This window comes from Paenibacillus glucanolyticus, assembly GCF_037333485.1.
GTDB lineage: Bacteria > Bacillota > Bacilli > Paenibacillales > Paenibacillaceae > Paenibacillus_AQ > Paenibacillus_AQ glucanolyticus.
This window is the reverse complement of record NZ_CP147845.1, coordinates 1,084,835-1,099,254: the sequence shown is the minus strand read 5'-3', so window position 1 is coordinate 1,099,254 and position 14,420 is coordinate 1,084,835. Positions and strand designations below refer to the sequence as shown.

General features: G+C 50.5%; 13 protein-coding genes, 1 pseudogene and 1 riboswitch. Of the genes and pseudogenes, 4 read left to right on the top strand and 10 right to left on the bottom strand.

Going from position 1 to position 14,420, the window contains the following annotated elements; all coding sequences use genetic code 11:
- Positions 1–181 precede the first annotated feature (181 nt).
- Complete coding sequence (gene mqnE / locus WDY75_RS05235) at positions 182–1,288, top strand: aminofutalosine synthase MqnE (RefSeq protein WP_006212607.1); 1,107 nt, start codon at positions 182–184, stop codon at positions 1,286–1,288.
- A 154-nt stretch (positions 1,289–1,442) separates the two neighbouring features.
- Complete coding sequence (locus tag WDY75_RS05230) at positions 1,443–2,501, top strand: NAD(P)/FAD-dependent oxidoreductase (protein WP_006212608.1); 1,059 nt, start codon at positions 1,443–1,445, stop codon at positions 2,499–2,501.
- A gap of 38 nt (positions 2,502–2,539) precedes the next feature.
- Here WDY75_RS05230 and WDY75_RS05225 read toward each other — a convergent pair whose 3' ends face one another.
- Entirely contained in the window at positions 2,540–2,788 is a 249-nt protein-coding gene (locus WDY75_RS05225; protein ID WP_063477742.1) for a YuzB family protein, read from the bottom strand.
- An 82-nt stretch (positions 2,789–2,870) separates the two neighbouring features.
- On the opposite strand from WDY75_RS05225, the gene WDY75_RS05220 reads away from it, so the two are divergent.
- Complete coding sequence (locus tag WDY75_RS05220; protein WP_006212609.1) at positions 2,871–3,116, top strand: NifU family protein; 246 nt, start codon at positions 2,871–2,873, stop codon at positions 3,114–3,116.
- A 76-nt stretch (positions 3,117–3,192) separates the two neighbouring features.
- On the opposite strand, the gene WDY75_RS05215 is transcribed toward WDY75_RS05220, so the two are convergent.
- From WDY75_RS05215 to WDY75_RS05180, 8 genes and pseudogenes are all read right to left on the bottom strand, one after another.
- Positions 3,193–3,966: an SDR family oxidoreductase gene (locus WDY75_RS05215; RefSeq protein ID WP_063477743.1), complete on the bottom strand. Its 774-nt coding sequence runs from the start codon at positions 3,964–3,966 to the stop codon at positions 3,193–3,195.
- Positions 3,967–4,144: 178 nt separating this feature from the next.
- A complete protein-coding gene (locus WDY75_RS05210; protein WP_036644711.1) occupies positions 4,145–4,987 on the bottom strand; it encodes a MetQ/NlpA family ABC transporter substrate-binding protein in 843 nt (280 codons plus the stop codon).
- 66 nt (positions 4,988–5,053) lie between these two features.
- Positions 5,054–5,722 (bottom strand): methionine ABC transporter permease, encoded by a 669-nt coding sequence (locus tag WDY75_RS05205; protein WP_063477744.1) that lies wholly within the window; start codon positions 5,720–5,722, stop codon positions 5,054–5,056.
- Complete coding sequence (locus tag WDY75_RS05200) at positions 5,722–6,738, bottom strand: methionine ABC transporter ATP-binding protein (RefSeq protein WP_006212613.1); 1,017 nt, start codon at positions 6,736–6,738, stop codon at positions 5,722–5,724. The genes WDY75_RS05205 and WDY75_RS05200 overlap by 1 nt, the downstream gene beginning before the upstream one ends.
- 107 nt (positions 6,739–6,845) lie before the next feature.
- Positions 6,846–6,992: riboswitch (SAM riboswitch) on the bottom strand.
- A gap of 121 nt (positions 6,993–7,113) precedes the next feature.
- Positions 7,114–7,833 carry a Cthe_2314 family HEPN domain-containing protein gene (locus tag WDY75_RS05195; protein ID WP_006212614.1) on the bottom strand — a complete coding sequence of 240 codons (720 nt, stop codon included), beginning with the start codon at positions 7,831–7,833 and terminating at the stop codon, positions 7,114–7,116.
- A 46-nt stretch (positions 7,834–7,879) separates the two neighbouring features.
- Positions 7,880–9,507 (bottom strand): annotated as a pseudogene (locus WDY75_RS05190) (UbiD family decarboxylase domain-containing protein).
- A 121-nt stretch (positions 9,508–9,628) separates the two neighbouring features.
- Positions 9,629–10,603: a heme A synthase gene (locus tag WDY75_RS05185; protein WP_063477745.1), complete on the bottom strand. Its 975-nt coding sequence runs from the start codon at positions 10,601–10,603 to the stop codon at positions 9,629–9,631.
- 245 nt (positions 10,604–10,848) lie between these two features.
- On the bottom strand, positions 10,849–11,193 hold the full coding sequence (locus WDY75_RS05180) for a thioredoxin family protein (RefSeq protein WP_063477746.1): 345 nt from the start codon (positions 11,191–11,193) through the stop codon (positions 10,849–10,851).
- 183 nt (positions 11,194–11,376) lie between these two features.
- Here WDY75_RS05180 and WDY75_RS05175 point away from each other — a divergent pair, with 183 nt between their 5' ends.
- The gene (locus tag WDY75_RS05175; protein WP_338841933.1) at positions 11,377–12,735 is read left to right on the top strand and encodes a DUF2515 family protein; all 1,359 of its coding nucleotides are present in this window, start codon (positions 11,377–11,379) and stop codon (positions 12,733–12,735) included.
- 50 nt (positions 12,736–12,785) lie between these two features.
- Here the strand turns inward: WDY75_RS05175 and WDY75_RS05170 are convergent, their stop codons facing one another.
- The gene (locus WDY75_RS05170; protein ID WP_063477747.1) at positions 12,786–14,411 is read right to left on the bottom strand and encodes a polysaccharide biosynthesis protein; all 1,626 of its coding nucleotides are present in this window, start codon (positions 14,409–14,411) and stop codon (positions 12,786–12,788) included.
- Positions 14,412–14,420 lie beyond the last annotated feature (9 nt).

The following is a 14,420-nucleotide window of genomic DNA, read 5'->3' as shown; positions in this document are numbered from 1 at the left end:
AAAGGTTATGGCTGGTCCACAGTTGTATATTTTTTCACAAACTCCATTAATTATTCAGCCCATTATGGATGCAGCAGTTATACCATTATAGACGGACCGTTCCCTACGGGGAGTGATCCACTTTATGATCACTTGGCTGCTGAATGTTCAGACAGATCAAGTGTGAACAGGAGGATTGAACATGTCCACGATTGTAACACCCTTTACCGATCAGAGAATGGCCGAAATCGTTGCCAAAGTCCGAAGCGGCGAACGCCTGAATCTCGAAGACGGTGTGTATTTGTACCAAACCGATGACCTGTTGACCCTCGGGCAGCTGGCTAATGAGGCAAACCTGCGCAAGAACGGGAAAAAAGTATACTTCATCGAGAACATGAGTCTCTATTTCACGAATGTATGCGAATCCCACTGTGCGTTTTGTAATTTCCGGAAGGATCAAGGCGAGGAAGGCTCCTATACCCTATCCGGTGCTGAGATGATTGAATATGTGGAACAGCATATTCATCCAGGAGTTCGAGAATTCCACATCGTTGGCGGACATAATAATCATGTGCCTTTCCAGTACTACGTAGATTCCCTGAAGGCATTGAGCGAACGTTTCCCGGAAGTGACCCTGAAAGCCTACACCGCGGCAGAGATCGAGTTCTTCACCCGAATCAGCGGGCTTAGCACGAAGGAAGTGCTGCAGGAACTGCAGAAGGCCGGTCTGCAATCCTTGACAGGCGGCGGTGCCGAGATTTTATCGGACCAATACCGTCAGAAGATGAAGGTGGATAAAGCCAATGTGGATCAGTATCTCGATGTTCACCGTACTGCACACAAGCTTGGCATGAAGACCCATACAACCATGTTGTACGGATCTATCGAGAGCCATGAGGACCGTATCCGCCATATGCTGCAAATCCGGGATCTGCAGGATGAAACCAATGGATTCATGGTATTTATTCCACTGTCCATGCAGCCTAAGAATAAAAATGCGGGCATTATGCGCCGGAACTCGGCTTACGAGGATCTCAAAACCATTGCCATCAGCCGCTTGATGCTCGATAATATCGACCACATCAAAGCCTATTTCATTAATATCGGAGCACAGTTGACTCAAGTGGCGCTTAGCTTTGGCGCTTCCGATGTGCATGGTACCATCCTGAAGGAACGCATCAGCCATGCTGCAGGAGCTTTAACACCGGAGGGATTGACACGCAAAGAGCTTGTGTGGCTTATCAAAGGCGCTGGCCGCATTCCGGTTGAAAGAGACACATTCTACAACGAGATCAAGGTTTACGAATAACCCTTATCAGCAGCGATGAATACAAGCAGACGTTCCAAAAAACGGAAAACAGGTTAAAGAGATAATATAGCGTGGGTACCCTAAGCCGCTTTTAGCGGCGTTTTTCTTGCGAACATCCACTCACCTTCTTATCTCTTGAGAAAGGAAGAAATTTATGAAAAAGCTCGTCATTCTCGGTGGAGGCTATGGTGGTCTTGCCTTAATTCAGGAATTATTCAGCGGCTATCTTCCTCCAGACGTGGAGGTCGTGCTCATCGACCGCATGCCATATCAAGGACTCAAAACCGAATATTACGCGCTGGCAGCAGGCACCGTGGCCGATACCGCCGTTCGTGTGAAATTTCCAGTGTATAATCGGCTCCATATTCTATACGGTGAAGTTACATCCGTTGACCTTGAGAAGAAGCTTGTTAACCTGACAAACAACGATCCTGTGGAGTACGATCAGCTCGCCATTGCCCTGGGATGTACGGACCGTTATCATGGAGTACCGGGCGCTGAGGAATTTACGTTCAGCCTGCAATCTTTCTCTGCATCCCGGGAAACCTATTTGAACCTGAACAACCTGCGACCTTACGGTCAAGTTCATATCATTGGCGGAGGCTTAAGCGGCATCGAACTCGCTGCCGATCTTCGTGAAAGCCGACCTGACCTTAATATCGCCATACTGGACCGGGGACAACGCGTTCTTTCTTCTTTTCCTAACCGTTTGTCTGCTTATATTCAACGCTGGTTTGAGGAGCATCACGTGGATATCCACAGCGGCGTTTCCGTATCCCGGGTTGAGAAGGACGCCGTGTACAATCTCGATGTGCCCATCGCAACCGATCTGGCTGTTTGGACGGCTGGCATCCAGCCTGTAAAAGTCGTGCAGGATCTCGATCTGCCAAAAGACCGCAGCGGGCGCATTCTGCTAAACGAGTGGTACCAGGTTCCTTCCCATCCGGAAGTGTATGTCATCGGCGACTGCGCCAGCCTTCCGTTCGTCCCGAGTGCCCAAGCGGCCGGAGCTCAAGCCGAGCAAGTGGGACATGTCTTGAAAGCGGTTTGGCGTGAGGATACGCCTAAGGTATCTCCGCTGAAGCTGAAGGGAACGCTGGGTTCCCTTGGCAAGCATGCAGGCTTTGGCCTGATGGGCAGCACTTCGGTTATGGGCCGAGTGCCAAGAATATTGAAGAGCGGTGTACTCTGGAAATCCAAGCGCCACTACTAGTCTGAAATATGACGAGTCGCTCATGGAAAAACTGCAGCTCAGCCTTGCTCCTGATTGAGCTCTAGGCTCTCCAACTTGCGCACTACGGCCTCAAGCAGCGCTTCAGCCGTGGGGGCTTCCATCCAGTCGCCATCGACATAGGCGAAGGGCGTCAAATAACACTGGCCGCAGCTTGTCAGGCAGCCATATTCAATGACTTGACAATCAAACCTGGCTTCAAGCGGTTGTAAAACTTTATCCGTTCCGAAATAGGAATTACTTGTACAAAGCTCAATCATGATGGACATTGTTATTCAACCCGCCTTAAGATTGGCATTTTAATTTGCCGGTTTATGTACTATAATATAGGGAGGAAAGGAGTTGAACAAGATGAGTGAAAACACGCAAACCACTGTATATGATGAAGTGGCTGAAGTGCTTGATAAACTTCGTCCGTTCCTGCAGCGCGACGGCGGTGACGTGGAATTGGTCGACGTTGAAGACGGCATCGTTAAGCTGAAATTGATGGGTGCATGCGGCAGCTGCCCAAGCTCCACCATTACTCTGAAGGCAGGGATTGAACGCGCCCTGGTTGAAGAAGTAGAAGGCATTCAAGAAGTAGTTCAAGTATTCTAAATCTTCTTTAACTATAAAGAGTCTTGGTTTCCTTACGGAACCAAGACTCTTTTTTTTGAGAGAATATAATGAGATCCTATTCCGGTTTGATTAACGGCCGGATCGGGTCCAGTCCGCCGGAAATGTCCATAATATTGCCGGTAATGAAATCCGATTGATCCAGACATAAATATTCGATTACCCTGGCGATGTCCTCCCCGCTTCCCGATCGTCCGCGCGGTGTCAGACCGTCCTGAATACCTGACACCTCATCAATGGACTTCTCCTTGTTTGCACCGCGTATATCTCCAGGGCAGATCATATTGACCGTGATTCCATATGGCGCTTCCTCCACCGCAAGCGTCTTGGTAAACGAAACAAGGCCCACTTTGGCAGCCGCATAGGCTGCGCGTTGAGGCCACGCTCGTGCTTCGCCGGCATGCCCGAAGCCGAAATGGATGACCCGGCCCCATTTTTTCGCACGCATGGCAGGTAGAACGCGATGGTCCAGCAGCATGACACCGGTTAGGTTGCCATTGACCATATGTACAATTTCGTCGCGGGTGTACTCCGAGAACAGGCGGCGCTCCCGAATGAAAGGGCCTGCGTTATTCACCAGGATATCGACGCTGCCAAGACGGTCTTCCGTTTGGTCCACCAGAGAATACAGCTCCAACTCGCTGGCGATATCAGCTTTAATCGCTATCGACTTGACGCCAAGTCCTTCAATTTCACGAGAAAGGGCTTCTGCCTCATCCTTGCTGTTTACATAATTTATAGCCATATTACATCCCTGCCGCGCTAACGACAGAGCAGTCATTTTTCCTAAACCTGTCGCACTGCCTGTAACCAGCGCCACTTTTCCCTTCAAGGCTTTCCCTCCTTAGATGGATATCCTTCCTTCAGTATAAAAGATTTGATCCAGCCTCACAACTTGTAGGGGGCAGCGACTAAGGTAAACAAAAAAAGGGGCCTACTCGATAGACCCGCAGGTCTTTTCGAATAATGCCCCTCTATTCATGGATACAGCAGATACCTGCTATGATCCATTAGAATGCCGGAATGACGGCACCTTTGTACTCTTCTTCAATAAAAGTCTTCACGTCCTCGGAAGTCAGTGCCTTCGCCAATTTTTGAATGGCATCGGAATCCTTGTTATCCGGACGGGCTACCAGCAAGTTTGCATAAGGGTTCTCTTTGTCCTCGATAAAGAGAGCATCCTTCGTTGGGTCGAGTCCCGCTTCAAGCGCATAGTTCGTGTTGATGACAGCCAGATCCAGCTCATCCAGCATACGCGGCAGCATGGCGGCTTCAACTTCCTTGAATTGCAGGTTCTTCGGATTTTCCACGATATCCTTGGCGGTAGCTTCAAGCTTCGTCTCATCCTGCAGCTTAATTACGCCGTTCTTGGACAACAGGGACAATGCACGACCAGCGTTCGATGGGTCGCTAGGGATTGCTACAACGGCTCCATCCTTCAACTCATCCGCAGACTTAATCGTTCTGGAGTAAGCACCCAGCGGTTCAACGTGTACCGCAATCACCGATTCCAAGCTCAAGCCGCGTTCCTTGATTTCATTATCCAGGTAAGGCTTGTGTTGAAAGAAATTTGCATCGATTTCTTTGGAATCTACTTGCGTATTCGGCAGAACATAATCCGTGAACTCCACGATTTCCAGGTTCACGCCCTCTTTTTCAAGCGCAGGTTTGATATGTTCCAGAATTTTCGCATGTGGTGCAGGCGAAGCTCCTACTTTCAAGGTTACGGTCTCTTGACCGCTGCCTCCCGTTGTTCCCCCTGGCTCCGAAGCGTTATCCGCAGGCTTGCTGCCGCATGCAGCCAGCACCGTAACCAAAGTCAAACTGATGAGTGCCAATGTCCATTTTTTCATTCTTAAACTCTCCCTCCGAAAATGTATTATCTATATAATGTCTGCCTTGATGCTTTACCAATCCCGTTATTTTCTTGTAAAATGCCGTACCAGGCGGTCCCCTGCCATTTGCAGCAGCTGCACCAGCACAATCATTAACACAACGGCCAGAATCATGATCTCCGTCTCATAACGGTAATAGCCGTACTTGATGGCCAAATCCCCTAAACCGCCGCCGCCGACCTGACCCGACATCGCCGTATAGGATACCAGGGTCACAATCGTGATGGTCATGCCCGCCAGCAAACCCGGACGAGCCTCGGGAAGAAGCACCCTCCACACGATTTGGCTTGTCGAGGAGCCCATCGCATGAGCGGCTTCAATGACACCTTTGTCCACTTCATTCAGGGCCGTCTCCACCAGTCTGGCGAAGAACGGTGCTGCCCCCACAACGAGCGGCGGAATGGTTCCCAGGACGCCGTACGATACACCCACAAGCGACTTCGTAATCGGGATCATCGCAACGATCAGGATGATGAACGGAACCGAACGCAGGATGTTCACAATGAACGACAGGATCGAATATCCGAAGCGCACCAAGCCCGATGTGGATCTTGCAGCCATATACAGCAGCACGCCAACCGGCAGCCCGATAATGAAGCTGAACAAAGCCGAAGCCCCCAGCATTCGCAGGGTATCCAATGTTGCCGTACCGATTTCTTTCCAGTCGATCTGGGTAAAATCGAGCTCGAACATTAATGAATCACCTCCACGTCTAATCCTTGTTGAAGCAGCTTCCGAATCGTCTCTTCGATGGCTCTTTCTTCCCCTTCGAAGCGTACGATGAGCTGGCCATACGGTGTTTCCTTGATCGTGGAGATCGTGCCCTGCAGAATCGCAAAATTCACGCCTGTCTCATGAACGGTATGGGATAGAATGGAATCGTACGTTTTCGATCCCAGGAACGTAATTTGCACCGCTTGGGAAGAGCTGTTCGCCTGACCCTGCATGGCCAGCCGGAGCGCTTCTCCGCTGTCCAATTCTTGACGGATGAATTCCTGCGTCACCTCATGTTTAGGTTTCAGGAACACTTCCGTTACCGGCCCCTGCTCCACAATGCCGCCCTGATGAATAACGGCCACCCGATCACATATGCTCTGGATGACATGCATCTCATGGGTGATCAACACAATCGTGAGATGAAATTTCTTATTAATATCCAGCAGCAGGCGCAGGATCGAATCCGTGGTCTGCGGATCCAGCGCTGAAGTGGCCTCATCACACAGCAGAACCTCCGGATCGCTTGCCAACGCTCTGGCTATGCCGACCCTCTGCTTTTGTCCTCCTGACAGCTGGGACGGATACTTGTCCCGGTGAGCCTCCAAGCCAACCAAGGCCAACAGCTCGGATACTTTGCGTTCCATCTCAGCCTTCGGCGTCTTGATCAGCCGCAGCGGAAAGGCAATATTATCGTAAACCGTTGCGGATGACAGCAGGTTAAAGTGCTGAAAGATCATCCCGATTTTGCGACGCTCTGCTTGAAGCTGCTTCTTGCCGAGCAGTGTCAAATTCTTACCGTTAACCCACACCTCGCCGGAGGTGGGACGTTCCAACAAATTGATACAACGGATCAATGTACTTTTACCTGCGCCGGAGTGTCCGATCACACCGAAGATTTCTCCTTTTTCAATCGACAAATCCAATTCGGACAAGGCTGTGGTTAGCGTTCGGGCTTTTCCGTACTGCTTCGTCAATTGCTTGAGCTCAATCAATCCGATAATCCTCCTTTTTCCATAGCCTCATATCTATTTACCCAAAATAAAAGAGCCTCTTTTTGTAGAATCAAAAAGGGCTCTCTTTACGTAAAAGTCAACGCCTTTTCTCATCTGTCAAAGCCATAGGATGATCCTGCAGCTTTGAAGGAATTAGCACCATGTCACTCCATCCGTCATCGCGTTACGCGATATACGCTGGAGCCGGTTGCCGGGCTTCATCGGGCCTGTCCCTCCGCCTCTCTCGATAAGAAAACATCGATATGAAATTTTTCCAATTAATTTGATCTGATTTAATAACATTTAATGAATGCAATAGTTAGTATAGATTCTTTTCAGGTTTTTGTCAAAAGGAATTTCATGGCGATTTTGTGCCTAAACCCGCACTCCTTTTTCCGCCCAGATCCGATTAGTATATCGATACGAGGCAGCCAAGCTTCGGCATACCATATCTACACCCTGCTTAAGATCCTCGAGGTGCTGGTCGATATCCTCCAGCTCGATTTTATCCGACAGTCCCTGATGGCGCTGCCACAGATCATCCTGCATCTCTGAATTCATATAGTGGATCTCAGCGTTGCGGCGTTTCCGAAGTGTGTTCAGCGGTATTTTATAGCGTTCCTTGATCGCCTCAAGCTCTGACGCCAGCTCACCGTGTGCCTTTAGAAACTTGAACTGCCGCAGTGCCGTAAAGTAGGAGAAATGAGCCTTAACCTTCGAGGTGTGGAGATCATACAGCTCATTAAGCACCGTACCCAGCTTGTCAAGGATGGAGAATACGCGAATAAATCCGTTTTTGTAAAAATACACATACCTTTGATACTCGCCCTGCTCCTGAATTGACATATCATCGATATAACCCGATTTAACCGACTGACTGAAATGCTTGGCCGCATTCCAGCTCTGCTCCAGCTCATCAAGGGATACAATCAATCCGCGGGTCCAAATCTCAAGCTTGCGAAAATCATGCGTTGGATCCTGATGTTTCTCCATTTCCTTTTGCAGCAGCCGGGTTGTCTTGACCATCGATTCGATGGCCTCCTCAAGCAAGCCATTGTTGTGTCGGGGCTGTTCCCCGAGTAACATTCGCAGCATGGCGGTACCCCCTCGCGTCGTCAGATTAACCTTCTTTCATGAATTGCTATTTGCCAAAATAATCGCTCCAGCGAGCATCCACCGTCTGCACGATATCTTCTCGCGGGGACAGCTCCTCCGGATATCCCGGTTTCATTCGTGATCAATAACCAGCGGAAGTTTATAGGATAGATGATGATGCTGGATATCAGCTGCCGCATGAATATCCGTTGCCGGATTGAAGCGGGTGAAAACCGTCCACAGGAATGAGGTTTGTGTGGCCGCTGCCGCTTCGGCATCATCAACCACAATCACCAACGGCCATGCGGTATCCCGTGCTTTTAAATACCCCATCACTTGCTGGGCCAGTCCGGGATCGTTCTCATAGGATGCCCCCGAAACGACCAGACAACCCCCACAGTATGGAGCCATTTGAGATATGCCCGGAATTTCACCTTCGGTATAACTGCGCGGCAGCTCACGAATTGGCCGACCGATACCCATGAGCACGGCCTTACTGCCATGATTGAGCTTATTCCCCGTATAGTCCAAGGTATCATGGGACGTTTTATTAAATATAAACAAATCTGATGCCGGATTAAACCGTTCCAATACCGCTTCCAATGTTTCACGAAAATCGGACAGATCGAGCGGACGGTTGGTCAGGAGCAGCATTTTGGTTAGTGACAACTGCCCTTCGCCCAAAATTCGGAATGCGGACAAAAGCGCCTCACGGGAATAGCTCTCCCGTACGACCGCTGCGGTTAAGGCATGGAAGCCGGTTTCCGCATACATATGCTTCACATGCAGGACCGGGAAATCATGGGCAAGGGAATAATAACCGTAGTGGTCCCCAAAAGGGCCTTCCAGACGGCGTTCATGCGGTGGCACCACACCGCTAATCGCAAATTCCGCCTCTGCCGGAATGCGATGTCCTCCCAGCGGGTTGTCGGTCATTGGCAATTTCCCGCCAAGAATGAGGGAGGCCAGGAGCAATTCCGGCAAATGCTCCGGAACCGGTGCAATCGCAGAGGCAATCAGAGCTGGGGGTCCACCTACAAATACTGAGACCGGAAGCGCCTGATTCTGCTGCTCTGCTTCAGCATAATGGAAACCGCCACCTTTATGGATCTGCCAGTGTATACCCGCCTTGTTGTCATCGTAAATCTGAAGCCGGTACATGCCCAGATTATGATCCTTCGGTTTGGATGGGCTCTCCGTGTATACAAGCGGCAGTGTAACAAAAGGTCCGCCGTCATCCTGCCAGCTGGTCAGCCGCGGCAGATCCTTCAGCGGATTCTCCGTCACTTTTATTGCCATCACAGGCGCTTCATGCTGCGGAACTGATTTCATGCCTACCTTTAAAATGTCCTTAAGCAGCCCCCGTTCATTCCACAGCGCTGAAAAGGTTGGTGGAAGCAATGTCTCCGCAGCACCGATCAGCGATTTCATCATTTGCTCGGGCCTGGGCCCAAAGGCCATATCGACTCTGCGCGGCGTGCCGAACAAATTCGTAGCCACAGGGAAGGGCGTGCCTTTCACATTAGTGAAGAGCAAGGCCGGCCCTCCCTCATCAATCACGCGCCGATGAATCTCGGCCAGCTCCAAATACGGATCTACCGGGGTATCAATGACAGCAAGATCATTCTCCTTGCGTAGCGTTTCGAGCCACTGGCGAAGATTATGAACGATCAACGACTCCCCTCCTTCCTATACAACAAAGCCCTCGAACTGCATTGCTGGCCCGGGGACTTTGCGTACATCTATGTTATTAAAAATTTCGATCTGATCAGGCTCAGGCATGAGCCTTTACTACTTACACAATCTTCTCGCGGGGAATACCTTGGTCCCGCTGCAATTTCGCTTCAAGCGGCTTGCCTAGCTGCCATGCTCTCACGCTTAAATAACAAAGTACGCCGAACAGCGCCGAGATCAGCAGTGTATGCCCCAATGCGGAGAATACATAAACCTCCTCATTATGGATCGTTGCCATGATGAGGGCACCGCTGAACACCTGCAGCAGACAGAGCACGGCTGCCGAAATCCCCAGCATCTGTATCTCCCTATTGTTCCGGTTTCGCCAATAAGCAAAGTGCCCCATAACAGCCACCACAATCAGCAGCAGAAGGGCTGCGACGCGGTGCATAAAGGCAATCCCCACGCCCCCAGTCAGCTCGGGTATAACTTCTCCGTTACACAGCGGCCATCCCGAACAGCCTTCCCGCGAATCGGTATGGCTGACGAATGCACCGATATAAACAACGACGTAGCTGTACAACGTGGTTCCCCACACCAAATTACGGAACCCTTTGGTTACCCGCGGCAGCCGGTCCCGATCAACGGATTCCTTGGCCTGTTCTACCCGCCGCATGCCAAGAGCCAGCATAACCGAGCTGGCAAACGCAATCAGCGAGAATCCAAAGTGCAGCGCCATGATTGCTGCCGACTGGGGCTTGACCACGGCAAAGGCTCCCATAATAGCCTGTACCACAACAAACACCGAGGTGCCAATGACGTAAGCCATCAAATCCCGCCGGTCCCGCTTATATCTCCAGAACGCGATAAGCGAGGCCAGAGCTGCCAAACCCGCCATTCCGCTAACTGCCCGGTGCGAGTATTCGATCATGGAGGAAACCGTGTAAGCGGGAACAAATTTCCCGTTGCACAGCGGCCACTCTTGGCCACAACCGAGTCCCGAACCCGTCTTCGTTACAACCATGCCTCCAAAAGTCGCACAGAACATAACGATGCATGTTATGTAACTCAACCATTTTAATTGTTTATCATTCACTCATCTCACCTGCTGCTCGTAATCATTAACTATCTGGAACCTTTACAGGATCGCATCGAACACAGTCCACATTTCATTATACCTGATTCTGGAGCTACGGTCACTTGAGCGATTGTGACAAAATGTTCAAAAATGAGAAAATCATTCTTGGACACGCTTGGCTCTTCAACCTAACCCCTTTTGAATATGTAAAATAGCACCGCCGCCCGATATAGCTATGAGGCGGTGGTGCTATTATCCATGCTTTACTTGTGAATCGTATCGTATACATCCACAGCGCGCTGCAGGAAGTCTTCAATCTCTTCTCGCGATTTGCGAAGTTTGTTAACATAGCGAACCAGCTCGCGTCCGTCTGTATAAGCAACAAAACTTGGGATTCCCAAAATATTTTGCTGCTGACTCACGTCACCGACAGCATCGACGTCAACTTCTACCAGAGTCAGTTGATTCGAGAATTTAGTCTCTACCTCCGGCATGAACGGATCGATAAACTTGCAATCGCCGCACCAGTCTGCTTTAAATACGGCAACGGTCAGTCGCGGAGACTGGATTGCAACCTGAAATTCTGCTTCTGAAGTGATTTTTTCCATTGATTATCTCCCCTTTACGTCGAATTCCTTCACCCTTAGTGAATCAAAATGTTGAGTGGAAGTCAAATTTTAGAGGCATACTGACATTACCATGTTGAAACCCTGGAATTTCATCAGAAAGTGCAGGTGACAACTGCAATGCACTCGCACGGAACCAGAGATAATAAAAAGGGGGGAAAGGATGTGTGGGCCTGGACAGCCGCCATTCCGCATGCCCTTGCAGAATCTTGGTCCGGTACGCTCGCCTCATGGCAAATTTCCTTAAAACTCACAACCAACAAGCATGAATTACGATGGGATTACGCAGCAGTAAGAACCATCCGTAGGAAACTTAAGGATATCCTCTCCTCCCATCCCTATCTTCAACCGCCCGGTTCACTGATGTCCTCTACAGAAGGATACAGCAGCATTCGAAGTCATAATCAACTTCATAACCTAACCCAGGAAGAGCAAGAGCTGATTCTTCTCATTCAGGAGGCTGCAGCGAATGCGAATCGGAGCAATGTGACCCGTACACAAGCGTATTATGACTGCTATAAGTCATATCCTGAGCTGCACTGGGCTTTGCTGGCCCATATGGTATCACGAAATGCCGGGTGGAATATGAGTGATCTGAAGGGTGGATTAATGTCCGATCTCACGGATTCACAGTTCAAGAACCATCTGTACCGGTTCCTCGAGCGCTGCAATGCTCTGATCTTTCAGGATGCCTATCCACAGCTGCTTCTCTATATCCACAGTCGGAAAAAAGGAGCTCCTTTATTCCATTTGCTCCCTCACTTCCATATTTCGGCCTTCATGACTCCGTTTTGGGAGCAGTTCTGGCTGGACCGTGGGAGTTCGCTGCTCACGGTTGCCCTGATCATTAACGAGCAAAACTATATTGAAGGACGTGTGGCAAGGCACCCTTTTTACCTGGAGCATGTTCTGGAGCAACCCTTCTTTCGGATCCATGAGCTGGCGAGGCTGAATCAGATTGTATTTCCACTTGGACAAGTCAGCGGGCCCGAGGCGGACATGATGGCTTCCCAAGAGCCGCCTGACTCAACTAGGCCTTTAGCCGGAATGACGCTCCTCAAGTTTGCTGATCTGAGCATTCGGATCAAGGCGGGCAGAACGTTATACGCTTTGTTGTTTGGTTATGAGGAAATATTCCACTCCGTGCTGGCATTCGCGCAGTCGACCAAGCATCGGGGATCGCGGGCCGAATATTGGCCTGCATTGTTTACCCCGACCCTTGAGTCCGCTATGAATAATGCTCACGAGAGTCGCAACCTGATCCAGTCTGAGTGGCTGCCGGAGGGAGGGCGTCTATACAGCCCCCATATTGAGGAGATCTGGCAGGATGAATCCCAGGAACCCATTCCCCGGTACGATTGGTATCAAGGCCGCGTGATGCTCCGTCACATTCGCAAGCCAATACGCCCACTGCTGCCGGATATGACCCACGCCCATCGCGCGGCGCTTGAGAAGACCTCCATCGTGCATGACGTATCGGAGCGAATCCATTCCCATGAAAACAGGAAGAGACCATCCCGATGAGGTTGGGATGGTCTCCATTCTATTGTGTGCTGCTGCTCTTAAACTCTGGGTTATCCCCGCTCCCGCATACGTGCAGGCTGCAGTCTCATAAGCGGACGGAACACTTTCTGCAAAAGGCGCGGGTAACTGCTCAGCTCCGATTGCCGCAAAACGCCAAACACCACCAGCAGGACAAGATATATAATGACCACGGCCACGCCTACAACCAGGCAAGTCAGCAGGAAGGCCAAGCGTGCCGGCATGATATCGACCATTTGAATACCGGCCTGATTCAGGCCATAGCCGATTCCGCCGGCTGCAATGACGGTCAATCCAAAGCCTGTCCAGCGTTTGCCCAGGATGGAGAAAGAAACAATCGCTTTAATGGATCGCAGATTGAGCATCGTGATCACCAGGAAACAGAGAGCCGTGCTTGCAATGATGCCATAAATGCCAAACAACGGTGCAAGCAGGAAGCTCGCGGCCAGTTTGACCACAATGCCGATCATAACGTGAACCATCGATAGCTTGGCCTTGCCGATACCGAGCAGAATCGAGTTCGTGGTCATCATCGTAATCTGAAAAATGGTGCCAAACGTCAGAAAGCCAATAATCCCGCTTCCCCCGAGGGAACTGAACAGCAAGCCGTTAATAGAATAAGATGCAACGCAAAGTGCGATAACAACCGGCATTCCCGTCAATATAGCAACACGCATAGCAAGCGTCACTTGTCGTTCCAAATGATCCTGATCCTTTCGGGCAAAGGCAGCAGAGATGATCGGAATGAGTGAGGTGCTCAGCGCAATCGCTAAGATCGGCGGAATTCCTGCCACGCTCTGTGCCCGGTTTCCTAACACCGCAAGTACTGCTGTTGCTTGCTCGGGACCAATCTGTCCCATAAGCAGCGGCTTAACAATGGAACCATCAATGAAATTGACAGCTGGAACTGCCAGCGATGATAAGACAATCGGAATGGACAGGGTAAAGATATCCCTGTATATTCCCCCGAGCGGAATGGAACGGTCGGCTACCGGTAGCTTGAGTTCCCGGTCACTTCGCCGAAGTTTTACCGTGAAGTACAGCATCACCGCAAATGCCCCGATGCTGCCGAGTACGCCACCAAAGGAAGCGCCTGCCGCAATCCAGGTATCGTCATAACCCAGACGCAGAAGCACATATGCCAGACCAATAGCAGTTAAAACCCTTGCAATCTGTTCGATGATCTGAGAGATGCCGCCTGCCGTCATATTGTTGCGTCCCTGGAAATACCCCCGCATCATCGCGATGGCCGGGAACAGCAGCAGGGCAGGAGCCAATGCTTGTATCGCAGCTGCAGCCTCTGGTTGCCTAGCTATGTTTGTTGCATAGAAGGGTGCTCCAAAATACAGCAGGAGCGTCATGATGACGCCGGCCGCTCCGGCAAAGATAAGCGCTGCATGATAGACGCGCTGTGCCTCGGCAGGCTTATTCAGTGCATGCCGCTCCGAGACCATTTTGCTTAGCGTGCTGGGAATTCCTGCCGTAGCTACGGTTAACAGCATTAAATATACGTTATTAGCAATCGTAAATGAGGCATCCCCTATATCATTCAACATATGCTCAAGTGGCACCCGCTGCGCAAGCCCAAGTACACGGGCCACCAGCGCAGCAACGGCCAGGATGATGGTGCCTTTAATAAATGATTCTTTCTTTGACAAAACCGTACC